The sequence below is a fragment of the Streptomyces sp. NPDC017056 genome, assembly GCF_044332485.1.
Taxonomy (GTDB): Bacteria; Actinomycetota; Actinomycetes; order Streptomycetales; family Streptomycetaceae; genus Streptomyces.
This window is the reverse complement of record NZ_JBIRPD010000017.1, coordinates 134,496-156,567: the sequence shown is the minus strand read 5'-3', so window position 1 is coordinate 156,567 and position 22,072 is coordinate 134,496. Positions and strand designations below refer to the sequence as shown.

The following is a 22,072-nucleotide window of genomic DNA, read 5'->3' as shown; positions in this document are numbered from 1 at the left end:
TTAGGGAACGAGTTGAAGTTTCTGGTATAGGGATTCGGCCAATTTTCTGGCGAATGCCTCGTCAATGTTCACGTATTTGACGTAGCTCTTGTGCCCAGGGATCGACTGCCGGTCTGGCTCTGTCTGCGGGTCGTGCGCGGTTAGTTGCGGCAGCAGTCCGCTGCGCAGCACTGCGGCGCGGGCGTGGAGATGTGGTAGTTGCATGCGTTTCGGGGCGTAGAGTTCCCGCCGTAGCGGGCTGTATCGCAACACCCAGCGTTCTGCGCGCGCGAGTTCCGCGTACACCACCGTGCGCTTGTCGGCGATGAAGCCGCTCATGCCGATCCAGTAGATATAGCGGTGGGTGTTGTAGCGCTGATATCTGTAGGCGCCGTGGAGAGGTGGTTCGCCATGGCCTTCGATATCTGTCCAGAGGTCACTGCCTCCCTCGGACATCTTTTGAGGATCGATTCCGCCGGGCCCCCGCTGTACGCCACGCTCGGTAAGCATTTCTTGGAAGCGGGGAAGACGCAGAACAAGTTGATCCGCGGCGCGGTCCTCGAAGGCGATGCCGAGTACCTTGCAGAGAGCGCGGCATTCCTCAGCATCCGCTAGTGTCACCATCCGCACCGACGGGCCGTTGGCCTGCCGATGTGGCGAAAGTGTTACCACGGACTGCGCGAGGGCAGTCGTACGAGGGTCAGGGTCTTCGTGCAGCCGTTCCAGCCGCTGTATGAGCCAGAGCGGCCTTTGCCCCACCAGGAGCGCGTGCCCTCCGGAATTGGGCAAGGTGGTGAGGACCGGTGGCGTCACACTCCAGATCCGAGCTTCCCAGTCCACTTCGACATGGCCGAGAACCTGCAGGTTGTACAACGCGATGCGCCAGTCCAGCGTGGAACTTTCCTGCTTGCCCTTTCCCAGCCATGTGTACGTGTCGTGGAAGGCATCGAGGCTCCCGGCACCGCGTTCGGAGCACCACAGGAGCAGCTCGTCGTGCACCATTCACTTCCCTGCCGTGTAGTCGGTCCAGTCTTGTGCGCAAGCCAGTGCGGTGGTGGTGATGTTCCCCGAGGTCAGCCTGTGCCAGACGGCTTGGCTGAGAATTGTCCAGCTCCCTGGAGGTGCGTCACACGGGCCACACGATCCAGTTTGGACGATCGGGGCCCGCCAGGCCCTGGCGTTCTGGGAACTGGTTACCTGAAGCAGCCATAGAGCTCGGAAAGGCAGAGCAACGAGCAGCGGTTCGACGTCGATCGCGTGAGGCACTTGGTCCATGTTGGCGATCCAGACTGGCGCTTCGGGAACGAGCTGGGCAGCGAGGCGATTCTCGCCTAGGGCGTAGATCGAGCCGCCGAGGCGCAGGAGGCTCGTAGAAGGAAGCGGGTCGCGTTGGTAGTCTCCGAAGAACGAGCCGGACAGATGACCGGGCGGCAGCCAGGGGGCGCGCGCCGACGGATTTGCCGTGTTCTGGACCCTGCTGGGGATTGTGGCCAGCTTGTTGCTCCTCGGAGAGAGCGCCAGTAACGGCAGGGCAACACTCTCCCGGTAGCGCTCGACCAGGGTAAATGTGAGCTTGCGATTCCCGACCTCGATGTGGTGCTCGCCGACGGAGCGCACTCGATCCGCTAGCCGAATCGTGATCATGTCCGTCGAGGCCGGGGAAATCGGCGGCAAGGGCGCCCCATTGATGGTGACGGCAGGCGGATGCTCATCGGGAGTCGCTGGCAGAACCAGATCGGGTGCGTACCCGAGGAGGTAGGTCTGTCTGCCGCCATCGATGCGGAGGCCGCCGGACAGGCGGGCCAGCTGCTGGTGCAGTGGGGCCAGCGGGCCGGCGACGCCGGAGACCGTCGCGGATCGGGTCGGTGTGTAGTCTTTGAACAACGTCCAGCCGGGCGGCACCTGAACTCTGCGGGGCTGGCGTACAGCCTCTGACCCACAGGCAAGCATCACCGCCTCCGCCTGCGCTGCGAAGTCAGTCCTCACCAACACCCGATGCGGAACCCCGATTTCCGCTGTATTGACGGACGTCCACTTCCCGACCAAGTCGTTGGCCTGAAGGACGTAGAGGTCGCGAGCGGGGAGCATCAGCGTGGCATTGTCGGCGGCCAGTTCGAGTGCCGATCCCGGAGTGAGCATCTGGTCCGGAGGCGTGAGAGGTAACCATTCTGCGCCGGAGGGAACCGTGATGACGTCGCCGCTCAGACTGAGCGATTCGAGACGGAGGTGGGAGGGGATGCGGGCCGCGATGCCGTACGGGAAACCCCCTGCATCGGTCGTGAGAGACAAGGGCACAAACGGCAGGCCAGCGGAGCTTCTCGGGAACCCGTCGTAGTGGGTGAGTTCCTGCTGCAGGATGCTTGCCAGGATCGGTCGCAACTCCGGCGATGCCAGAGCGCGGTGGACTCGCGGGCTGGGCCGGTTGAGTCGTACCCACTCCTGGAACCGGTCGAGGAGTTCCGCTTCGGGGACCGAATCTCCCGGCTGTGCTCCGATCGCTGACAGGAACAGCCCGACTTGCACGCGGTCCGATCCGACCAGAACGGCTTGGGACAGGGACCATCCGATGTTGACCTGGGTCGGATGGGGAATAGCGGAGGGCAGGCCGCGGCGGCCCTGTTCATGCTCGGTCAGCCACCAGTTCAGGTGACCCCACAGGGTGGGGATGATCACGTCGTAGCCGTCCGGCATGCCGGAGCCTTCGTGCAGGCCGAGTAGCTCGCGCAGCGGGCCATAGTAGGAAAACCTGCCGGCTGCAGTGTTGCCGGAGCGGTTCATCCTGGAGGCTGCGAGCACTGTTGCTGCGAGGAGTGCGATGAAGGGCGGGTGGCCTGCGGCCCCGTGTCGGCGCCAGCGGCGAGCACTGGAGGCGATGCCTTCGAAGGGGTCGCGTCCGAAGACCCGGCTCCTGATGGCAGTTTGGAAGGCCTCGGCTGCGGTCGGGGGCGTTGTGGCAGCCTGGGTGTGACTGGTCAGCAGTTCGGTGAGCAGGGCATCGTCTACCGATAAGTACACAGGGGCTGCTGCTTCACGGACAGGGAAGAAGTGTTCCGTGAGAACTCTGTTCCAGCTGTCATAGTCCATGGGCAACCCCCTCATCTGCGTAGGAAGACGTTAGCCCATCGGTAGGACATTGGTCGCTTTTCGAACGTCTGTCGGATAGCCTGCGGTGTCTGTGCCCGCTTAACTGCCCGACTGTCTTGACAACCGCGGTTTTCTCCGGTGAGCTCCCTCTGTCAAGACATTGAGCAGATCTACTTCGGGGAGTGCCTCCGTTGACCGCCGCACGATCGTCAGCGCGAACCCGGCCCATGGGGAAGGTGCTCTCTTTGTTTACAGGAGCGGGTGGCCTTGATGTGGGTCTGGAGAGGGCTGGGCTGGCTACCGTCGCTTGCATGGAGGTTGCCGCTGACGCCAGGGCCGTGCTCGCAGGCAATCGGCCGGGGTGGGCCATGCCCGGCAACGGCGATGTCAATACTGCTGCCCAGTACCTCACTCCTCGAGCGCTAGGGATGAAGCGCGGGCAACTCGACCTCATTGCGGGGGGCCGCCGTGTCAGCCGTTCTCAAAGGCTGCGCAGTGGGCCTCGACTGCCCGCAGCGGCATGGAGGACGACCGAGCCAAGTGTGTGCATGGGATGCTCGACCTGGTTGAGGGCTTCCTCCCCAAGGCATTGCTCGTCGAGAACGTTGAAGGATTCTTGAGAGGGAACGGGAACGCCTCCGAGGTCATTGACGAGGGGCTCGCGGGTATCAACGATCGGCATGGCACGTCCTACAGGTTGGTGGCCAAGGTCGTTGATGCTGCTGACTACGGGGTACCTCAGCATCGGCGTCGGGCTATCGGCGTTGCGTACCGGGACGGTGCGGAGGTTCACCTGCCGGAGGCAACCCACACAGGCGACCCGATGCGGGCCTGGGACGTGCTTTGGGATCTTGAAGAGGAGGAGAAGCCGGATGCTACGGGGCAATGGGCAGCGCTACTGCCTTCCATCCCAGAAGGCGGCAACTATCTCCATCTCACGGCCCGTGGCGACGGTGAGGAACTCTTCGGTTGGCGAACCCGGTACTGGTCGTTTCTGCTGAAGCTGGCCAAGGATCGACCGTCCTGGACCTTGCCGGCCTCTCCTGGGCCGAGCACGGGGCCGTTCCACTGGGACAATCGGCCCCTTTCTGTGCGTGAGCAAATGCGCTTGCAGACCTTCCCTGATGAATGGCGCATCAATCAGCCGTTCCGCGCCGGTCGACGGATGGTGGGAAACGCGACCCCCCCGCTACTTGCAGAGGTCCTGGGGCGGACAATCGTGAGAGACCTTGAACTGGGCGGGGCTTCAGCCAGGTCTCGTCTTTTGGCGGGAGCGCCGTCTTTGCTGCCCGTGCGTCAGTTGAGTGTCCCGCGTGCCGTCGCGCCTGTCCCGATTCCTGAGGTGTACCAACCCCACGTGGGTACCAAGGAGGCTCATCCAGGCGAGGGGATTGGACCTTCGCCTCGACGTGTGGCGACGAGAGGCTGACCTGCCCGGCCTTTGCTGTGGACTCTGTTGCTGGGCGAGCCTTCGGCCGAAGGTGAGCGTCTGCACCGCTGGCCCCAGACGGGCTGTGGAGGGTGCAGGTTTTAGTGGCTGGGCCGGATCATCGCGGTTAGGACCGGCGAGTCCGGTGACGGCTGGCTCCGTCCAATGCCCTTGTATCCCCACGACTTGTAGAGCGCTTGGGCCTTTTCGTCGCCAGCGGCCGGGTTGGCCATGAGCATGACGTAGGGCGCGTCGCGTGTGGCCAGGAGCGCGTCGTGGATGCGGCGGTCGGTGCTGGTCTTCCGCCAGGCCGTCCGGCCACCGATCTCCTTCAGGGCCACAGCCGGGCGCTTGGTGTACTTCTCCGGCGGCGTCGGGCTGGTGCGCTGCCAGTAGCGGTCGCCGTGCTCGATGGTATTGCCGTAGGCCGTAGCCGACCGGGTGCCCGTCTGCGTACGCGAGGACGGCCGTGAACCCCGGCTCGGTGCCATGCCGGTGTAGGCGCTCGCCGAACGCGGTGACGACGTAGTTCGGCAGGTGGAGCAGCGGAGCGCGAACCTCGGCGTACACGTCGAGGAGGTCGCCGCGGGCGGTGTCGAGAGTCGTGGACGTGCGCAGTTCGATGGTGGGCGCTGTGGCCATGCGGCCATCCTCCAGGCTGCGGTGTGCTCGGTCCACGTCTGCACGCTGGAGCTGCCCGGCGCGGTGGCACGCAGTGCGGCTCCGAACTCCTGCAGCATGCGCGTGACCCGAGCATGCCGGGTGGCGGCTTCGGCGGGGATCTTCATCGTGGTGGCCGTGGCGGCGTCGGCGTCGCCCTGCGCGAGCTGGGCGTGGGCGAGCCGGGTAGTGGTGATGGCCCGGGAGCGGATCATGTGGGGCCGGAGGGCGGACAGGGAGCGGTGGGCATGGTACTCGGCGGTCGGGTAGACACCGAGGGCCAGGGAGCCCAGCTCGGCCTGGTCGTAGAAGGCGAGCACCCACACCGGCCGGTAGTCGGCGGGGTCGACGCGCAGCATGACGCCTGGGCCTGCTCGAAGGCACGGCGGGTGCCGGTGCGGTCGTGTGCCACGCCGTGGATGGCGCCTTGGCGGGCCAGAGCGAGGGAGGTGAACAGGGGTCTCGGCGGGTGTTGCGCAGGTTGCGGGCGACGTCCTTGGCGGCGAGCGCGTCGGTGGGGCGGCCCATGTGACGGTACATGGTGCCCGCGTGGCTCCAGATGCGTAACTTGATCACCTGGTCGCCGGACATCTCGGCGAGGGCCTGCACCTCGCGCATGTGCGCCTTGGCGACGTCGTAGCGCTGGTCGTCGGTGGCTGCCCACATCGCGGAGGAGCGGAGGCGGCTGCGGAGGCGTAGAGGTTGCTGCGTACCCGCTGGGCGGCGCTGCCGTCATTCTGGAGGTTGAGCGCCTCTTCGGCGAGGGCGGCGGCCCGCTGCTCGATGCCGAGTTGTCCGCCGTGGCGGTGATTGCTGGCGATGATCTCGGCGAAGCGCTTGTTCAGGCGGTTGACGTCGCTCATGCCGATACGGCGCGGCGATGCAGTACCGGGTGCAGCTGCCGCCGCAAGGCTGCCGACGAGGGTGCGGCGCTTCATATCGGGGTCCTCCTGCTGCGGTGGGGCCGGAGTGGACGAAGGCCGGCCCCGTGGCACGAACCCCAAAGCGACGGCGGGTACTCCGGTGACGTCCTCAAGTGCCGTGCGTGCGGCCGCTCCGGTTACGTAACCCGGCCCGCTTTCCACGCTCGGGCCGATGACCCGTCGAGTCCTCCAGGGCGCCCAGTCAACCGTTCAATGGTCATGTTCACGGCCTTGGCGAGGCTGTTGGAGCTGTAGCCGTGTTCGGTCATCCACGCCTCAAGAACGGTGTTGCGGGTGGTGTCCGTGCGGGCACGGTAACCCGCGCGATGCCCATCGGCCAGGTAAAGGAAAGGTCAAAATATCCTAGGTCGGTCCGCGGACTGAGCATCTGAACGTCCTAACCAACCGGTGGTGAAAAGGAGTCTTCTGGGTGCCGGTCGCCCGCCGCGCCCCACCGTGCGGGTGACTGTTGACGGCCTGGCCCGCCCCTGAAGTCCCCCGTGGGTGAGGGCCGGGCGCCGAGACGACACGAAGGCTCTACCCCAATGACGAGTCTGAGAACACCAGCTGCGGCCCTCTCTGCCGACCCCCCGACGCGCAGCCGGGCCTTCCCGTGCAAACCGAACTAAGCTATCCGTGCGCGTAGTTAGCCCAGCAACTTCGAGCCGTGGGTCGGTCCCGCGTCGGGTATCTCCACGAGTTCGCTCGGCGTCTTGGCCTCGTCGGTGCTGCGGGCGTCCGCATCACCGCTGGGGCTTGGATCGGCGCCGCCAGCCTGCGGGGCGCGCAGGTGGGCGCCGGGTCGTCCGGGGATGGCCGCTGCGGGCCAGATGGCCTGCGCGGGGGCGGAATAGGGTTCGGGGTTGCTCGGGCCTCCGGCGTTGCAGCGTCGGGGGCCGACCCCTTTCTCGCGGGTGCCAGGCCATCGCGAGGGAACACGGACCGTAGGTCCACGTCCGGCAACAGTCCAGCGTTTCTGTGTCAGCTCAGCGCAGAACGGTCTGCTACGGTCCCCCGCTCTCATGCGGCCAGGCCCAGCGGGGCCAACAGGTCGGCAGTCACCACCCGGTAGGCGTTGCCCAGCCGCAGTACCTTGCACGGGCGCTGGCCGCGCTTCGCCAACTCGTACCCCTTGCTCCGCCCCAGCCCCAGCGCCCGGTTGCCTGTCTCCAGGTCAACGGCAGCGGGAAGCTCCAGCAGCTCCTCACGACTCATGCCCCTCGCCCGGCCGACGTGTTCGTTCTCGCGCATACGCGCTCCATTCATGACTGAGTCCTCGGCGAATATGACGATCGCACTCGTCCCCGTGCCGACCATGGACACGAGAAGGAAGCCGAGGCCGACGACCTCGAATGGGAGGACCACGTCATGGCCACCGTGGCCGACGAGGTCCGCAGACGACGGAAGAAACTGGGGTGGAGCGCACAGGGTCTGGCCGACAGGTGCGAGGAGATCGGCTACCCGATCCCCCGCAACGTGATCGGCAACATGGAGTCTGGCCGCCGCGCCGTCCTGCCCCTGGTAGAGATCATGGTCCTCGCGAAGGCCCTGCGCATGTCGCCGATCAGCCTGATCTACCCCGTCGGCTACGTCGACGAAGCCCGTCAACTCCCCTACGAAGTCCCGCGACCGGCCTGGGACGCCGTGCAGTGGTTCACCGGCAACTCACCGGCTGAAGACGCCACCGACCACATGCTCGACCACTTCCTTGCCCACGACCTCGAACTCCGCTCGGCCCTGGCCGCCGTGGAGAGCGAGGACTACGAACGCTGGAAGGTCAAGACCGCCCCCAACCGCGTCCAACGGGAAGCAGCCGAGCGTGCTCTGGCCCGGTACGCCGATCAGTCCGCCAACGCCAAGCACGAACTACGCCGCTACCGCGACGCCATCCGTGAAGCCGGCGGTACTCCACCTCACCTGCCCTCCCAGCTCGACGACGTCGACCCGCCCGATACAGACCTCACCGAGGAGATCGATCTTTGAAGGGTTCCACCCACCGCCGCTGCTACTGCCGCGACCCCCACACCGGCAAGCCGCTCGGCAAGAAGTGCTCCAAGCTCTCCAGCCGCAAGCACGGCTCGTACTCCATACGCCAGGAACTCCCGTCCCGAGAAGACGGCACCCGCCGCTCCTTCAGCCGCGCCGGCTACGACTCCCTCAAGGCCGCCCAGGCAGACCTCGACCACGTGCGCGCGCTCGTCGGCCTCGCCGACGCCGACGACGCCGAGGGCCTGGCCCAGATAGCCGATTTGCTGGAGAAGGTGGCCGACGAGAAGGCCGCGCCACCGAACATCGAGGCGACCCGCAGGCGCCTCAGCCACGGCCTGGACCTGACGAGCAGGCTCACGGTCGGCGAGTGGCTGGACATGTGGCTGGCGGGCAAGAAGGGGCGGCAGAGCGCCATCAGCCGCGACGAGAGCAACATCCGGGTGCATCTCAAACCACGGATCGGGCACTACCGGCTGGACCGACTCCGGGGCGCCCACCTGTCGGAGATGTTCGAGGTCATCGCCGAGGCCAACGTCGAGATCGCTGAAGGCAACGCGGCCCGCCGCAAGGCGTTCGAGGACCTCGCCCAGATCCCCTGGAAAGGCCGTGAGCCCCGCGCCCGCCGCAAGGCGATGAAGGCAGGCATCGCCGAGATGGAGCCCTACCGCCGCATCGTCGGTCCGGCCACACGCCAGCGCGTCCGCTCCACTCTGCGGGCCGCACTCAACGCCGCGATCGCCCAGCAGCTCATCACACGCGGCCGGGGCCGACCTGAAGGACATCCAGGAGATGCTCGGCCACTCCTCGATCACCATCACGGCCGACACGTACACGAGTCTGCTCCCGGAGGCGGACCTGGCGATCGCCGAGGCCGCCGCCCGACTCGTACCGCGTGCCCGCACCACCGCCGAGAACGCGGCTCCCAAGGCGGAGTCTGAGGCCGACGGCGCGGAGAAGCCTGGCTCGGGGTCCGTGCCGAACGATGCTGATGCGTCGGGCGATATCCAACAGATCAACTCCCCGTCCGCTCACGCAAACGGCCCCGAACAAGGAGTCCGAGGCCGAATAGAGCCCCTCCCTGGGAGAGAAACCCCAGGTCAGGGCGGTAACGCGCTGTGCCCCCGGCAGGATTCGAACCTGCGACACCCGCTTTAGGAGAGCGGTGCTCTATCCCCTGAGCTACGGAGGCGGGGCCTTGGGTGAAGCGTGGGTGAATACTGTTGGTGATGATTCGTGCACGTTTCAGGCAAGGTGTGGACCGCCGCTGGCGGCGGTCTCAGACAGGGTAGCGGATCCAGGTGGGGTTACGAGGTGGGGTCACGGGGTGGGGTCGCCTATGCGGTCTATTTCGGGGGTGAGTGTGACGCCTGTGCGGGTCTGGACCTGTTGGAGTACGACGTCGATCGCCTCGGCGAAGGTGGTGGCGGTGGCGTCGGTGCCCTCGTCGGCGACCAGGGTGTAGTGCTGCGAGGAGATGCGTACGCCGGTGGTGACCGGGGTGCGGAGGGCGAAGCCTGAGTGTCTTATCAGCCAGCTCGCGCTCACTCTGGTGGAGCCGTCGGGGAAGCGGTGTACCGGGGCGTTGAGTGCGTGCAGGTCGGCCGCTTGGGTGGGGGTGAGCTCGGGGCTGAGGAAGACGCTGCCGACGGAGCGGCGGTCGATTCCGCTGGTGTCCAGCACCATGCCCTTGGTGTGCCGTACGGCACGCACCGCCTGGGCCGCCTCGGCTGCCGGGACCCTGGTGCCGACGGGTACACCGAGTTCGGCGGCGACCGTACGGTAGCTGACCGGGGCGCTCAGCTCGGCCCGGTGGAGGGCGAAGACCAGGGTGAGGACGGTCCAGCGCCGGGTCCGTTTGAAGACGCTGGTGCGGTGGCCCAGGCCGCACGCGGCGGCGTCCATGACGGTGCGGCGGCGCAGCTTCCAGTCCCAGACGGTGACTTCGACGAGGGTGTCGGAGATCTCCTGGCCGTAGGCGCCGACGTTCTGGACGGGGGTGGCGCCGGTGGTGCCGGGGATGCCCGCCAGCATTTCCATTCCGGTCAGGCCGGCGGCGATGGTGGTGTCGACGAGGTCGGCGAGGGGGTGTCCGGCCTGGACCTCCACGCGGGTCCGGCCGTCGGCGGTCTCTCCCGCGATTTTGACGCCTTGGGTGGCCATGCGCAGTACGGCGGAGGAGCAGCCGGAGTCGTCGGCCAGTACGTTGCTGCCTGCGCCGAGGGGGACCGGGTCGCCGGGGTACGCCTCGGCGAAGGCGACGAATTCGGGGAAGTCCTCCAGGTCGTGCAGTTCCACGACGGCGGCTGCCGCGCCTCCGAGGCCCAGTGTCGTCAGGGGGGCGAGTGGGGCAGTGTGCGTGACGCGCATGTGTGTTGTCGGGTCCTTTCGGCAAGGCTGGGCGCGTGGCGGTGGCGGACATGCGGAGGTGGCGGGCATGCGGCGGGGGCGGACATGTGGCGGTGGCCGGCACGTGGCGGTGGCGGGCGTCCCCTTGCGACGGCTTGCGGGGTGCCGGAGCGCAGCGGCGTCCGGTGTCTGCCGGTGCTCGTCAGGGGACGGAGCAGCAGCCCAGGAGGTCGTCGGCGCGTTGTACGACCTGGCGTATCTCCGCGCTGTCGTAGCGCGAGAACAGCCGGCGCAGCGTCGAGAGCCGGACCTGGGCGCGTAGCGAGGTGACTTCCTCGGCCAGGGACAGCGCGTGCGTGGCCGCTGCGGTCGCGCCGTCGAGTTCGCGGAGCTTGAGCCGGGCCTCGGCCAGTGAGGTGAGGTGCAGCAGCGTGTTGCGCGGCTGGGAGGTGCCGAGCAGGTCGATGCCGCGGGCGAGTTCGCGCTCGGCGCGTTTGGGGCGGCCCAGCTCCAGCCACGCCCGCCCGGCGTCGGCGACCATGACGGCGGGGGTCAGCCAGTACGCCCAAGGGCTGTCGAGCGAGGACGGGGCCGATTCGCTGAGGTCAGCCGCCTCGTCCAGGGCCCGGTGGCAGGCCGTTTCGTCGCGGAGGCAGGCGTACGCCCTGGCCTGCCGGGTGGCCAGGAGCGCTTCGACGATGCCGGTGCCGTGGCCGGCGCCCCTGCGGGCGATGCCGATCAGGCGCAGGGCTTCCGTTCCCCGGCCGTCCCAGGCGGCCCGGTAGCTCATGCAGGAGATGATGTACGCGGCCAGGGAGCGGTCGTTGGCCAACCGCGCGGCCCGCAGACCTTCCACGAAGCAGGAGCGGCTGGGCCTGACCATGCCCATGTCGGCGGCCAGCCAACCGATGAACTGGCAGAGTTCGGCGATGACGCGGTGCAGTTGGGCGCCGGTGGGCGCGTCGTAGGAGTGTTTGGCGACCAGTTTGCGTACCCATTGCAGGTCCTGGCTCGCCCAGTCCATGGCCAGGGGGGTTCCCGAGCTGTCGTCCAGTTCGCGCAGCTGCCGGACGCGGGCGAACAGCATGTCGACGGCGGCGGGGTTGACCTCTTCGCCGCGCTGCTGGGAGGGCGGTTCCTGCTCGTCGGCCAGCATCCAGTCCAGCGCGACGGCGACCGGGTCGGGGTCTGCTGCCGGGGTGCCGGGCGCGCCCGGTTCGGCGATGGTGGCGGCGGCCGGCTCCGGGCGCGGGGTGCTGGAGAAGTGCTGGGGCCACAGCGCCTCGACCGTGACGGACTCGCCGAGCCGTTCGGAGACGATCTGCGCGACGAGGTAGGGGAGTTGGCGCCGTGGCCGCGCGCCTTTCAGCCAGTTGTAGGGAGCTTTGCTGCTGATGGTTCCGCTGCCGCAGTGTTTGTTGATCTCACGGGCCAGCCGCTCCGGCGACCACTCCAACCGCGCCAGGCAAGAGGTCAGCAGCGAGGTCTCGTTCAGCACGAGACAGTCTCGATTGCGTCGGCAGGCGGTGCCGGTGCCTGCGGTGGAGAGGGTGGGAGCGCTCCTGGAGGGTTTCCACGCCAACTTCGGGCGGCTGGTTGACGTACCCGGCAGCGAGTGGAACTGCCCCCTAAGTGCCCGGTGGTGTCCGTCAACGCTTGCCCCTCCCCCGTTTTCACCGACGCCCCCGCCAACGCAGGCTCCGCCAGGGGGCATTCCCGTTTTCGGCCTGTCGATGCTGTGATGGTTGACACGTGGGGTGTACACGGTGTCCGGGGGCGGTGCGGGGCGCGGCCGGTGCGGTGACAGCGGCCGGGGTGCCGGGTGTGCGCGGCGGGACGCCGTCCCGGCGCGGACGCAGAACCCGCCAGTACAGCAGCACGCCCACGGCCAGGACCAGCGCCGCGACGAGGAACGGCACATGGAACGTGCCGCTCACCTCGGCCAGCCAGCCGGTCAGCGCCACGCCGCCCGCCGTGACCGCCGTGTTGGCGAAGTTCATCAGGCCGCTGGCCGCCCCCACGGCTCCGGCCGGCGCGAGCAGGCCGGGCAGGCTCCAGGCGACCGGGGCGGCGATGGCCAGGCCCGACAGGGAGACGGACATCCAGCAGACCGCGAGGGCGGGGGAGCGCACCGTGCCCGCGGCACCGACCGTCGCGCCGAGCGCCATGCCGCAGACGAGTACGGACCTGCGGACCGCCATCGGGTCGCGCCCCGTGCGTATCAGCTTGTCGACCAGCCAGCCGCCGACGAGGAGTTCGGCGGCCGTCGCCACGCCCCACGGGATCATGGAGTAGGCGCCGGAGCTGAGCAGCCGCAGGTGGAACTCCCGCTGGAAGAACTCGGGCATCCAGGTGAGGACCACGTTGATCGTGTAGCCGTAGCAGGCGAAGCCGAGCGCCATCAGCCAGCTCGTACGGGAACGGAGCACCGCGCGGAGCCGGCCGGTCCGCCACCGGTCGGTGTCGCGGGCCCCGCCGGCGAGGATGAACTCCTTCTCGGAGGCGCTGAGCAGGGGGTGTGCGGACGGGTCCCGGTAGCCCCACCACCACACCGCGGTGAACAGCACGCTGGCCAGCGTGGTGAACAGGAATCCGGCCCGCCAGCCCCAGGTGCTCATCACGAAGGCGAGGACGGGAAACGAGACCATGTTGCCAAGTTTGGTGGCCCCGTCGAACAGCGCGGTCGCCCTGCCGCGTTCGCCGAGCGGAAACCACGCCGCGGTGGCCTTGGAGGCTCCGACCATGGACGGTCCCTCGGACACACCGAGCAGCAGCCGTGCCGCGATGATGCCGCCGACCCCGCCGGCCACCGCGGTGAGCAGGCTGGCGGCGGCCCATAAGAGAGAAGCGATCCGGGTGAGCCAGGCCACCCCGATCCTGTCGACCAGTACGCCGGCGGGCAGTTGCACGAGACAGTACGACCAGGTGAACGCGGACAGGACGACACCAAGCCGGCCGAGGCCGAGGCCGAACTCCTCGGCCAGGGACGAACTGGCCACCGACAGCGCCGTCCGGTCGAGGAAGTTGACGACGATGCCTCCCGCCAGCAACCCGCCGATGGCCCAGCGGGCACGTCCAGGTGAGGTCACGGGTCCACCTTTCGTGTAGCGGCCGCGCGGAGGCGTCCGGCGGCCTTCCCGGCTCCGGGACCGGGCTCCCGGATCGTCGCGCGGGTCACCGTGGCTGATCGGGAACTGACCAGACTGACCAAGCTGACCCACGCCATCGCTTTGCACGAGATCACATGTGCGATGAAGTGGAAAGCGACGGCACAGCGCGTGGAAGGGGGCGTCGAGCATGTGTGATGTGTCGGTCGGTGCTGCTCGGCACGCGTCGGCGGCCCTTCTCTCCCGGCTCTGTTAGCGCAGCTCTGACCTGCGCATACGCCGTTCCTGCCGATATGCGCCGCCGCTGCCGGGCCCGTCGGGCCGCGGCCTGGCGCACACCGCGGACGGCAGGCCGCGCTGGCTTCGCACCCGTACGCCCTCAATGGCGAGTGCGTCCGCACCGGTCACCCGGCAACCTGCGAACGGAGATCACGTCATGCCCTGCTCACTCACCGCCGTTTCACTGCCCGCCACGGTGCCGTCCGGCACCGAAGACGCCGTGTTCGCCGACCTGTGTGCGCGCCTCTTCGCCTCCTTCAACCGGGCCGACCACCACACCAAGGGCGCGCAGTACCTCAGGGGCCTGCTCGCGGCCCGGGGGCGGAAGACGATCCGCAACGTCGCCCGCTCGCTGGACGACCCGGGTGCGGCGCAGCGGCTGCACCACTTCATCTGTGACGCTCCCTGGAACTGGCGTCCCGTGCGGGAGGCGCTGACCGGGTACCTGACGGACCTCGCGGCCCCGCGGGCGTGGGTGGTGCAGCCGATGCTCATCCCCAAGGTGGGGAAGGAGTCGGTGGGCGTGCACCGCAGGTTCGTACCCGAGCTGGGCCAGATGGTGAGCGGGCAGCGGGCCAGCGGGCTCTGGTACGTGGGGCACCACGGTGTGAACGCCCCCGTCGACTGGCACCTGCACCTACAGGGCGCGTCCGAGACCCCCGCCGTCACCTTCCCCGTCCCGCGCGGCTGCCCGGCAGGCTTGCCGCCCGTCGTGTGGGACGGCCGCGCGCACGACGCCGTGGCGGTCCTCGACACCCTCGCACCGCTGGGGCTGCCCGCGATGGTGAGCCTGACCGGGGCGGCCGGCGTACGGCTGCCGGACGCCGCGGGGAGCGCGGGGGCCGGTGAGACGCTCGCCGTCGAGCGGCTGCTGGCGCCGTCGTACGCGTCACGGCTCACCGTCCGGCAGATCGCCCCGGGCACGCGGGCCGCCACGGCGCGGGTCCGGCTGATACGACGGCAGCGCGCGTCGTCCCTGCCCTGGTACGACAAGGATCTGCTGCTGTACGCCGAGTGGCGGGAGGGCCATTACAGACCGGATGCGTACTGGCTCGTCACCAACCCGCAGACCCCGGCGGACGAGATCTTCCGGCTGCGCATGCACGCCGCGCAGGTGGCGCGCGACAGTGCCGGCACCGGTGCGCGCTGCGGCCTGCGGGACTTCAAGGGGAGGTCCTACGAGGGCTGGCACCGCCACATGACGCTGGCCTCGGCCGCGTACGCGCTGGTCAAGCTCTGCGGCGCCGAGGCGGAGTGGAAGCCGCCGGCGATGTCCGGCTGACGGGCGGATCCGGTGCGGGCGGTCCGCCGGCCAGGGCGGGGCTCCGCCGCCCACCGCGCCGGCTCCCAGGCGGGCAGTCCCGCCTGACCGTCGCCCGACGGGACGGGCCCCGGGAGCCGGGAGGCTTCCGGGGCCCGGTTCTGTTGCGCTCAGGGCTAGGGGGCGTGCGCCGGGTTGTCAGGGGTCGGGGAGTTGGTCGTGGTGGTGCGGTGGGTGGACCAGGTGGTCAGGGCCGTGGCGCAGGCGTGGTCCAGGTGGCGCAGGCCGGTGAGGTCCAGCTCGACCGCGCGGTCTTGGGGGAGTGCCTCCAACTGGTCGAGGAGCTTGGGGAGTCGGAGGAAGGTGGCGTTGCCGAGGGCACGTACCTGCACGGGTTCGGAGGCCGGGGCGTCCAGGCCGGAGATCTCCAGGTGGACGTGGGAGGTCTCCCAGGCGGTCTTCGCGACGGCCAGGAGGAGACCGATCAGGACGCCTTCGAACATGTTGGTGACGACGATGGCGACGGCCGTCGCCGCGAGGACGACCGCCTCACCGCGGTGCTCGCGCCACAGGGGGGCGAAGTCGCGCAGCGGAAGGAGCTTGAAGCCCGCGTGGATGAGGACGCCCGCCAGCGCGGCCACCGGGATGATGCCGAGCGCCGCGGGGAAGGCCGCGGCGAAGATGAGCAGCCAGGCGCCGTGCATGACGCGGGACGCCTTGGTGCGCGCGCCCGCGTGGACGTTGGTCGCGCTGCGGACGATCACCGCGGTCATCGGCAGGGCACCGAGCACGCCGCAGACGGCGTTGCCAGCGCCCTGGGCCATCAGCTCCTTGTCGTACTGCGTACGCGGGCCGTCGTGCAGCCGGTCCACGGCCGCGGCGCTGAACAGGGACTCCGCGGACGCGATGAGGGTGAAGGCGAGGACGGTGCCGAGCGCCCCCAGGCCGGCGAGCGCGGCGAAGTCCGCGCCGCCCGGCGGCTGGACGGCGGAGAGCAGGCCCTTGACCTCCACGCGGGCCACGGGCAGGTCCAGGGCGAAGACCGCGAGCGTGGCCAGTGCCACGGCCGCGAGCGGGGCCGGCAGGACGCGGGCCGCGCGCTTCCACCGGGGCCACAGCACCAGTACGGCGACGGTGCCCGCGCCGACGCCGAGGGCGGCGAGGGCCGCGCCGGAGCCGGCGGTTCCGGTGACCAGGCCGGGCAGCCCGCCGAGGTTGGCGAGACCGCTGCCGGGCGCCTTGGCGTCGGTCAGGGCGTACAGCTGCCCGGCGATCAGGACGAGCCCGATGCCCGCCAGCATGCCCTGGACGACCGCGACGGAGATGGCGCGGAACCAGCGGCCGAGGCGCAGTGCGCCCATGGCGAGCTGGAGGAGCCCCGCGACCAGGACGATGGCGCCGAGCGCGCCGAGCCCGAACTCCTTGACCGCCTCGTAGACGAGGACGGTGAGGCCGGCGGCCGGGCCGCTGACCTGGAGGCTGCTGCCCGGCAGGAGCCCGGTGAGCAGCCCGCCGACTATGCCGGTGATCAGGCCCAGTTCGGCGGGTACGCCGGAGGCGACCGCCACGCCCACGCACAGGGGCAGGGCCACCAGGAAGACGACGATGGAGGCGGTGAAGTCCGCGCGGAGGAAGGGCCAGCGGGCGGAGCGCTTGGGGGATTTCGCGGGCGGGGTCCCGTCCGCCGGACGGCCGGAGGGAGTGCCGGCCGCGGGGGCGGCCTCGGCTTCCGGCGTCGGGGCCGGCGTCGGGGCCGGTGTCGCCCCGGTGGTCGTTTTCGGTGTCATGACAGGCGCCTTCAGAGGGGGAGGAAGGTGTCGGTGGCGGAGTCGTGCGCCGAGACCTGGCCGGTGTGGACCTCGTAGTACCAGCCGTGCAGGCCCACTTCGCCGGCGTCGAGGCGCTCGCGTACGCACGGGTACGCGCGCAGCCGCGCCAGCTGTTCGGTGACGTGCTGCTGGACCGCGGTGGCCACCGTCGGCGCCTCGTCCCTGGGCAGTTCGCCGGAGAGCTGCTGGGTGAGCCAGGCGCGTACGTCGGGGGCGCCGGCGAGGTCCTCGCGGCGCGCCATGGCGCCGACCGCCCCGCAGTGCGAGTGCCCGCACACGACGATGTCGGCGACGCGCAGGACCCGCATCGCGTACTCGACGGTGGCGGCCTCGGCGCTGGCGGGCATGCCCGGGTGGTGCGGCGGTACGGCGTTGCCCGCCGTGCGCAGTTCGAACAGTTCGCCGGGCAGAGCTCCGGTGATCAGGGAGGGGATGATCCGTGAGTCGGAGCAGGTGATGAACAGGGCGAGGGGCGACTGGCCGTCGGCGAGCCGCTGGTAGGTCTCCCGCTCCTCGTGCGCGCCCGCGATGCGGGCGTTGAAGGAGCGGGCGTTCTCGATGAAGGATTTCACGAGGGAATGTCTCCTGCTGGTCGGAAAGTGGTGCCATTGGGGGCATGGCAGAACCCGTTCGACTGGTGCGGAGCAGGAAGCCCCGGTGGTGTTGCTCAGCAGCGGAAGACGCAGTGCAGACAGTGCAGGGCGGGGCGGTTGCCGAGGCCCGCTCTCGATGTGGTGAGGGACGCCGCGCTGCCGGTGTGTGAGGGCAGGCGGAAGGCCGTGGGGTACGAGTGGGCCGCGCGGGGCGCGGGCGGGAGCGGCCGGCGGTGCGGGGACGGCTCGCCGGGCGCGGTCCGCGTGCAGCGGCGCGCCTGGTTGCGGTCCTTGTCCTTCTCGCGCCCGGGGTCCCGTTCGTTGTCGCGCCGGTAGTGGTTGCCGGTGCTCGTGGACCGGTCGGACGAGACCTCGACGGGCGGTCCGTGCGCGCCTGCCGGTGCGGTGAGGGAGTACGTGGGGGCCGGTGCGGTGGCCGTGGCGGACGGGGTCTTCGCGCCCTTGACCGCGGCCGTGCCGATGAAGACCAGGGTCAGGATCGCGGCGATCACGCCGAGGAGGCCGAACGGTGTGGTGTGGCCGACCGGTGTGGCGTGGCCGACCGGAGTGGTGTGGGGGGTGCGCTGGTGCTGCCGGTGTCCGCGTGTCCGGGCGCGTGCCTGGGCGCGGGGCGGCTTGGGGGGACGGGACCGCATGCGTCACCGGCCTCGGGTCGGTTGCCGGTCCGGACGGTGCCCGCGGGTGAACGCGGCGCCCGGCGGGCTGTGCGGCTGGTTGGCGGCGGCGTGGTGGGCCGGGTGTCCCGCGGTGTCCGGGCGGGTGCGGAGCGCCCCGGGAAGCGCGTGGCTGATCATGTCTGCTCCCCGGAAGCCGGAGCGGGCGCCGGAGCGGGCGCCGGAGCGGAAGGGGCGGCGGGGGCGGGTGCGCCCGGACGCGCGCCGTACGCCCGGCGGCCCGCCAGGGCGAGCAGCGGTACGAGTCCGAGCGCCAGGGCGCCGCCGCTCAGGGCCAGGGTGGCGTACCCGCCGGTGGCCACGACCAGGCCCGACGCCATCCCTCCGGTGGCCCCCGCGATGGCGATGCCGACGTCGACCAGCCCCTGCGTCGACGCGCGGGTGGCGGGCGGTACCGCGTCGGTGACGATGGCGGTGCCGCTGACCAGGCCCAGGTTCCAGCCGAGCCCCAGGAGTACGAGGGCGGCGGCGAGCGCCGGCACGGAGTGCGCGGGCGCCAGCGCGGCGAGCACGCCGGCGGCGAGCAGGACCGCGCCGGAGGCCGCGGCGACCCGCAGCCGCCCGATCCGGTCCACCAGCAGCCCGGTCAGCGGCGACGGCAGGTACATGGCCGCCACGTGCAGGGCGATGACCAGTCCCGCGGCCTGCGTCGGGTGGCCGTGCGCCCGCATGTGGACGGGCGTCATCGTCATGATCGCGATCATGACCAGCTGGGTGAGCGTCATGACCGCGGTACCGGTGACGAGGCCCCGGGCGTCGGCACGCGGGCCACCGGGTTCGAAGGCCACCGAGTCGTCGGCATCCGCTGCCGCGGCCTCGGCCCGTTCCCGCGCCAGCCGCAGCGGATCGGGCCGCAGGAAGCTCCCCAGCACCACCGCTGCCGCCGCGTACGCCACCACGGCCAGCAGGAAGGGCCCGGCCAGGCGCGGAATCCCCCACCCGTGCGCCACGTCGCCCGTGACGCCCACCAGGTTCGGGCCGGCCACCGCGCCGAGCGTGGTGGCGAACAGGACGAGGCTGACCGCGCGCCCCCGCCGCGCCGGAGCGGCCAGGTCGGCGCCCGCGTACCGGGCCATCAGGGTCGTCGCCGTCCCCGCGCCGTAGACCAGGAGGGAGAGGAACAGCAGCGGTACGTTGCCGAGGGCGGCGGCGAGGACGACGCCGAGGCTGCCCAGGCACGCGGTGGCGTACCCGGCGGTGAGGCCGGGCCGCCGGCCCCAGCGCTGGCAGATCCGGCCGATGCCCACGGCGCCGAGCGCGGCACCGCCCGTGAACAGGGCGGCGGGCAGGCCGGACAGCCCCGTCGAGCCGAGCATCTCCTCGGCGAGCAGCGCGCCCACCGTGATGCCCGCCGCCAGGCCCGCGCCGCTGAGGACCTGGGAGAGGGCGAGCACCGCCAGGACGCGGCGCTGCTCCGGGGGCTCCGGGGGTTCCGGGTGCTCCGGTGTCTTCGTGGCGGGGCCGTGGGGGGCCGGTTCGCCGTGCCGAGCGCTCATGGGTCCGTTTCCTCGTTCTCGGGGCTGCCCCGAAGGCGCGTTCAGGGCGCGCCGGCAGGCTGGAGCGCCGCGATGTCCCGCAGCGACATGCTCAGCTGGTCGTGCAGGAAGCGCACGATCGTCCAGTGCGGCAGGGCGCCCTCGTCGAAGGGGCCGAACTCGCGTACGTACAGCGGTATCCAGCGCAGCGCCTCTTCGATCACCTGCTCCCGGCCGGGTTCCTGCTGGTAGTCGTCGTAGCCGATGCTCCGGTGCTCGATGAAGAACCGTCCCGGCAGCCGCTCCTCGCAGAACTCGCGGTACTCGCGCGTCTGGAGGATGAGGTAGTGCCAGATCTCGTCGATGTCCTGCTCGACGGGCAGGAAGAGACCGCTGAGCTCCTCGCGGTGGCGGGAGACCAGGTAGAGGTAGCGCAGGCACTCGGTGACCTGCCGCTCGACGTACTCGGGCGCCGCGCCGGTCAGGCCGGCGAAGTGCGACACCACTTCGCGGTGCATCCGGTCGCCGAGCAGGGCGGTGAGGTCGCCGGGGCCGACGTGCGGCTGTTCGTGCGGCTGCGTGGTCATGGTTCTCCCGTGGTGTTCCGTGATCCGGTACGCGTTGCTCCGGTACGTACGGGTCCCGTACGCGTCGATCCCGTACGCGTCGATTCCCGTACGCGTCGATCCCGTACGCGTCGGCCGTTCAGCGGCCGGGCACCGCGCCGTCCCGGTCGAGCCACGCGTACTTCCCCGACTTGCCGATGGGCAGGTGCACGCGGTGGACGTCCCGGCAGGGCAGGCCGGTCAGGTCCTCGACCCCGGCGCGCAGCGCCGCCGCCTCCGGCGCGGTGAGGGGTTCGCCGTCGAACGTCGTGTACCGCAGCTCCGCCCCGGCCCGGTCGCCGTGCACGCCCAGCTGGTGGACGAAGATCCGTGGCGAGGCGGCACCGACGCGGTCGTCCAGGTCGCCCTGGGCTACCGGGCCGCGGCCGTGTGCCGAGGTGAGCAACTCCTTCTCGCGGCCGCAGAACCGGGCGATCTTCGCCGGGTCCGGCGTGCCGTCCAGCGTGCGCGCGCAGTCCCCCGAGCGGTAGCGGATGAGCGGCATGTACGGGTTCCGCACGCTCGACACGATCATGCTGAAGATCTCGCTGCCCGGGACGACCGGGATCAGTTCGACGCTCATCTTGTCGAGGTACGGGTGGTACCGGCCGTCCCGGTCGCTGTAGTAGAGGTAGCCCAGTTCGGTGCTGCCGAAGAGGTCGATCACCGGGCAGGCGAAGTGCTCGTGCAGGAAGCGCCGTACGTTCACCGGCGTGTACTCGTACGCGTGCACGATGCTCGCCGGCTGCGGGAACCGGTCCCACAGGCCCCAGTCGGTCGCCTTCCGCACCAGGTGCGCCAGGTGGTAGCCGGAGCAGTCGAGGTGGTACCGGCCCTGCGGGTGGGCCTGTTGGGCGGTACGGATCTCGGCGAGCATGCGTTCGACGTCGTCGCGGTCCCACAGCGCGGGGTCGAGCCGCAAGTTGACGTAGCACGTGCGGTCGTCGAGCCGCCGGTCGTCCAGGTCCGGTACGGACCCGGGGGCGGCGTCCGCCGGCTCCCCGCGCTTCCTGGCGTTGACGCGGGCCACGTGCTCGGTCGCCAACACCGTGGTCAGCGAGACGCGTTGGCAGCCGTCGTGCCAGGTGTCCGAGATGTCGGGGTGCTCGCTCCACAGCTGGTAGTAGGAGTCGAGCAGGAAGTACGGGGGCCGGATGATCTGCATCCGGGCGTGGTTGGTGCCCGTGGAGAGCACGTACTCCGCCTTGCCCGCGGCGAGGGCGTCGGCCAGTACCGGCGTCATCCAGTTGTCCGGGAAGCCGTGGGCGATCTCCGGCTTGTCGAGTATGGGGAAGTGCCCCCGCTCGATCGAGGCGCGGTAGATCGGTATGTCCCTGATCCGGTTCACGATGTCGGCGGTCGGTTGTCCCGGCCGGCTCGGCTGGCCATCCATGGTCACCCTCAGGTCTGTCTTGTCTGGCGGACGGGGAGTGATCGGTGTCGCGCGTGCGGTGCCGGGCCCTCGTGAGGTGGCGGGAGCCGGCCGGCGGTGTGCGGGCCGCCGGCCGGCTCCTCGCCGGGAAGGCTCAACGCCCGGTCAGGAGATACACCCCGTCTTGGGCGCGGCCGTGGTCGCGCTGATGCAGCCGGACTTCGTGGCGCTGATGCAGCCGTCCTTGCCCGCACCGCGCGGGGAGTTCAGGGCGACCCACTCACGCCACACGCCGTCCTGGGCCATCTTCTTGATCAGCTGTTCCATGTCCGTCGAGCCTCCGCAGGAAGGGGAAGGGTGGAAAACGGCGATGATCAGCCACGCGAGCCGCGCGGGTGCCGCTCTCTAGAACGTAAAAGAAAGACCAAGTGATCGTCAAAGGGTCT

16 protein-coding genes, 1 tRNA gene and 4 pseudogenes are annotated in these 22,072 nt (G+C 70.0%); 4 read left to right on the top strand and 17 right to left on the bottom strand.

The window, feature by feature from the left end:
- Together ACH4OW_RS28740 and ACH4OW_RS28735 are read right to left on the bottom strand one after the other, a co-directional pair.
- On the bottom strand, nucleotides 1-981 hold the full coding sequence (locus ACH4OW_RS28740) for a hypothetical protein (protein WP_398030615.1): 981 nt from the start codon (nucleotides 979-981) through the stop codon (nucleotides 1-3).
- The gene (locus ACH4OW_RS28735) at nucleotides 982-3,063 is read right to left on the bottom strand and encodes a hypothetical protein (RefSeq protein ID WP_398030614.1); all 2,082 of its coding nucleotides are present in this window, start codon (nucleotides 3,061-3,063) and stop codon (nucleotides 982-984) included.
- A gap of 227 nt (nucleotides 3,064-3,290) precedes the next feature.
- On the opposite strand from ACH4OW_RS28735, the pseudogene ACH4OW_RS28730 reads away from it, so the two are divergent.
- A pseudogene (locus ACH4OW_RS28730) lies at nucleotides 3,291-4,492 on the top strand (DNA cytosine methyltransferase).
- 101 nt (nucleotides 4,493-4,593) lie between these two features.
- Here ACH4OW_RS28730 and ACH4OW_RS28725 read toward each other — a convergent pair.
- The 3 genes and pseudogenes from ACH4OW_RS28725 to ACH4OW_RS28715 form a co-directional block, all read right to left on the bottom strand.
- Nucleotides 4,594-5,134, bottom strand: a pseudogene (locus ACH4OW_RS28725) (GNAT family N-acetyltransferase).
- A pseudogene (locus tag ACH4OW_RS28720) lies at nucleotides 5,134-6,015 on the bottom strand (XRE family transcriptional regulator); the annotation flags it as partial. The pseudogenes ACH4OW_RS28720 and ACH4OW_RS28725, both read right to left, overlap by 1 nt.
- Before the next feature lie 1,080 nt (nucleotides 6,016-7,095).
- Nucleotides 7,096-7,326 carry a hypothetical protein gene (locus ACH4OW_RS28715; protein ID WP_398030613.1) on the bottom strand — a complete coding sequence of 77 codons (231 nt, stop codon included), beginning with the start codon at nucleotides 7,324-7,326 and terminating at the stop codon, nucleotides 7,096-7,098.
- Nucleotides 7,327-7,443: 117 nt separating this feature from the next.
- Here ACH4OW_RS28715 and ACH4OW_RS28710 point away from each other — a divergent pair, with 117 nt between their 5' ends.
- Nucleotides 7,444-8,058: a helix-turn-helix domain-containing protein gene (locus tag ACH4OW_RS28710; protein ID WP_398030612.1), complete on the top strand. Its 615-nt coding sequence runs from the start codon at nucleotides 7,444-7,446 to the stop codon at nucleotides 8,056-8,058.
- Nucleotides 8,055-8,819 (top strand): annotated as a pseudogene (locus ACH4OW_RS28705) (site-specific integrase); the annotation flags it as partial. The gene ACH4OW_RS28710 and the pseudogene ACH4OW_RS28705, both read left to right, overlap by 4 nt.
- Before the next feature lie 361 nt (nucleotides 8,820-9,180).
- On the opposite strand, the gene ACH4OW_RS28700 reads toward ACH4OW_RS28705, so the two are convergent.
- From ACH4OW_RS28700 to ACH4OW_RS28685, 4 genes are all read right to left on the bottom strand, one after another.
- Nucleotides 9,181-9,253: transfer RNA gene (locus ACH4OW_RS28700), tRNA-Arg, on the bottom strand.
- A 128-nt stretch (nucleotides 9,254-9,381) separates the two neighbouring features.
- Nucleotides 9,382-10,431 carry a UDP-N-acetylmuramate dehydrogenase gene (locus tag ACH4OW_RS28695; protein ID WP_360129567.1) on the bottom strand — a complete coding sequence of 350 codons (1,050 nt, stop codon included), beginning with the start codon at nucleotides 10,429-10,431 and terminating at the stop codon, nucleotides 9,382-9,384.
- Nucleotides 10,432-10,612: 181 nt separating this feature from the next.
- Nucleotides 10,613-11,908 (bottom strand): hypothetical protein, encoded by a 1,296-nt coding sequence (locus ACH4OW_RS28690; RefSeq protein ID WP_398030611.1) that lies wholly within the window; start codon nucleotides 11,906-11,908, stop codon nucleotides 10,613-10,615.
- 175 nt (nucleotides 11,909-12,083) lie between these two features.
- Nucleotides 12,084-13,499: an MFS transporter gene (locus ACH4OW_RS28685; protein ID WP_398030610.1), complete on the bottom strand. Its 1,416-nt coding sequence runs from the start codon at nucleotides 13,497-13,499 to the stop codon at nucleotides 12,084-12,086.
- Nucleotides 13,500-13,953: 454 nt separating this feature from the next.
- Between ACH4OW_RS28685 and ACH4OW_RS28680 the strand changes: the two genes are divergently transcribed.
- Nucleotides 13,954-15,078 (top strand): IS701 family transposase, encoded by a 1,125-nt coding sequence (locus tag ACH4OW_RS28680; RefSeq protein ID WP_398030609.1) that lies wholly within the window; start codon nucleotides 13,954-13,956, stop codon nucleotides 15,076-15,078.
- Nucleotides 15,079-15,233: 155 nt separating this feature from the next.
- Here the strand turns inward: ACH4OW_RS28680 and ACH4OW_RS28675 are convergent, their stop codons facing one another.
- From ACH4OW_RS28675 to ACH4OW_RS28640, 8 genes are all read right to left on the bottom strand, one after another.
- Nucleotides 15,234-16,844: a SulP family inorganic anion transporter gene (locus ACH4OW_RS28675; protein WP_398030608.1), complete on the bottom strand. Its 1,611-nt coding sequence runs from the start codon at nucleotides 16,842-16,844 to the stop codon at nucleotides 15,234-15,236.
- Nucleotides 16,845-16,855: 11 nt separating this feature from the next.
- On the bottom strand, nucleotides 16,856-17,458 hold the full coding sequence (locus ACH4OW_RS28670; protein WP_398030607.1) for a carbonic anhydrase: 603 nt from the start codon (nucleotides 17,456-17,458) through the stop codon (nucleotides 16,856-16,858).
- A gap of 95 nt (nucleotides 17,459-17,553) precedes the next feature.
- The gene (locus ACH4OW_RS28665) at nucleotides 17,554-18,135 is read right to left on the bottom strand and encodes a hypothetical protein (protein WP_398030606.1); all 582 of its coding nucleotides are present in this window, start codon (nucleotides 18,133-18,135) and stop codon (nucleotides 17,554-17,556) included.
- Nucleotides 18,136-18,138: 3 nt separating this feature from the next.
- The gene (locus ACH4OW_RS28660) at nucleotides 18,139-18,294 is read right to left on the bottom strand and encodes a hypothetical protein (protein ID WP_398030605.1); all 156 of its coding nucleotides are present in this window, start codon (nucleotides 18,292-18,294) and stop codon (nucleotides 18,139-18,141) included.
- Nucleotides 18,291-19,670 carry an MFS transporter gene (locus tag ACH4OW_RS28655; RefSeq protein WP_398030604.1) on the bottom strand — a complete coding sequence of 460 codons (1,380 nt, stop codon included), beginning with the start codon at nucleotides 19,668-19,670 and terminating at the stop codon, nucleotides 18,291-18,293. The genes ACH4OW_RS28660 and ACH4OW_RS28655 overlap by 4 nt, the downstream gene beginning before the upstream one ends.
- A gap of 41 nt (nucleotides 19,671-19,711) precedes the next feature.
- Nucleotides 19,712-20,236 carry a hypothetical protein gene (locus ACH4OW_RS28650; RefSeq protein WP_398030603.1) on the bottom strand — a complete coding sequence of 175 codons (525 nt, stop codon included), beginning with the start codon at nucleotides 20,234-20,236 and terminating at the stop codon, nucleotides 19,712-19,714.
- Between the two features lie 118 nt (nucleotides 20,237-20,354).
- Entirely contained in the window at nucleotides 20,355-21,647 is a 1,293-nt protein-coding gene (locus tag ACH4OW_RS28645) for a hypothetical protein (protein WP_398030636.1), read from the bottom strand.
- 144 nt (nucleotides 21,648-21,791) lie between these two features.
- On the bottom strand, nucleotides 21,792-21,953 hold the full coding sequence (locus tag ACH4OW_RS28640) for a hypothetical protein (protein ID WP_167538260.1): 162 nt from the start codon (nucleotides 21,951-21,953) through the stop codon (nucleotides 21,792-21,794).
- Nucleotides 21,954-22,072: the final 119 nt, after the last annotated feature.

Excerpts from the sequence above, each read along its gene's own strand:
- ACH4OW_RS28740 (WP_398030615.1), bottom strand. The coding sequence starts at position 981 with ATGGTGCACGACGAGCTGCTCCTGTGGTGCTCCGAACGCGGTGCCGGG.
- ACH4OW_RS28735 (WP_398030614.1), bottom strand. The coding sequence starts at position 3,063 with ATGGACTATGACAGCTGGAACAGAGTTCTCACGGAACACTTCTTCCCT.
- ACH4OW_RS28715 (WP_398030613.1), bottom strand. The coding sequence starts at position 7,326 with ATGCGCGAGAACGAACACGTCGGCCGGGCGAGGGGCATGAGTCGTGAG.
- ACH4OW_RS28710 (WP_398030612.1), top strand. The coding sequence starts at position 7,444 with ATGGCCACCGTGGCCGACGAGGTCCGCAGACGACGGAAGAAACTGGGG.
- ACH4OW_RS28695 (WP_360129567.1), bottom strand. The coding sequence starts at position 10,431 with ATGCGCGTCACGCACACTGCCCCACTCGCCCCCCTGACGACACTGGGC.
- ACH4OW_RS28680 (WP_398030609.1), top strand. The coding sequence starts at position 13,954 with ATGCCCTGCTCACTCACCGCCGTTTCACTGCCCGCCACGGTGCCGTCC.
- ACH4OW_RS28675 (WP_398030608.1), bottom strand. The coding sequence starts at position 16,844 with ATGACACCGAAAACGACCACCGGGGCGACACCGGCCCCGACGCCGGCC.
- ACH4OW_RS28665 (WP_398030606.1), bottom strand. The coding sequence starts at position 18,135 with ATGCGGTCCCGTCCCCCCAAGCCGCCCCGCGCCCAGGCACGCGCCCGG.
- ACH4OW_RS28660 (WP_398030605.1), bottom strand. The coding sequence starts at position 18,294 with ATGATCAGCCACGCGCTTCCCGGGGCGCTCCGCACCCGCCCGGACACC.
- ACH4OW_RS28655 (WP_398030604.1), bottom strand. The coding sequence starts at position 19,670 with ATGAGCGCTCGGCACGGCGAACCGGCCCCCCACGGCCCCGCCACGAAG.
- ACH4OW_RS28650 (WP_398030603.1), bottom strand. The coding sequence starts at position 20,236 with ATGACCACGCAGCCGCACGAACAGCCGCACGTCGGCCCCGGCGACCTC.
- ACH4OW_RS28645 (WP_398030636.1), bottom strand. The coding sequence starts at position 21,647 with ATGGATGGCCAGCCGAGCCGGCCGGGACAACCGACCGCCGACATCGTG.
- ACH4OW_RS28640 (WP_167538260.1), bottom strand. The coding sequence starts at position 21,953 with ATGGAACAGCTGATCAAGAAGATGGCCCAGGACGGCGTGTGGCGTGAG.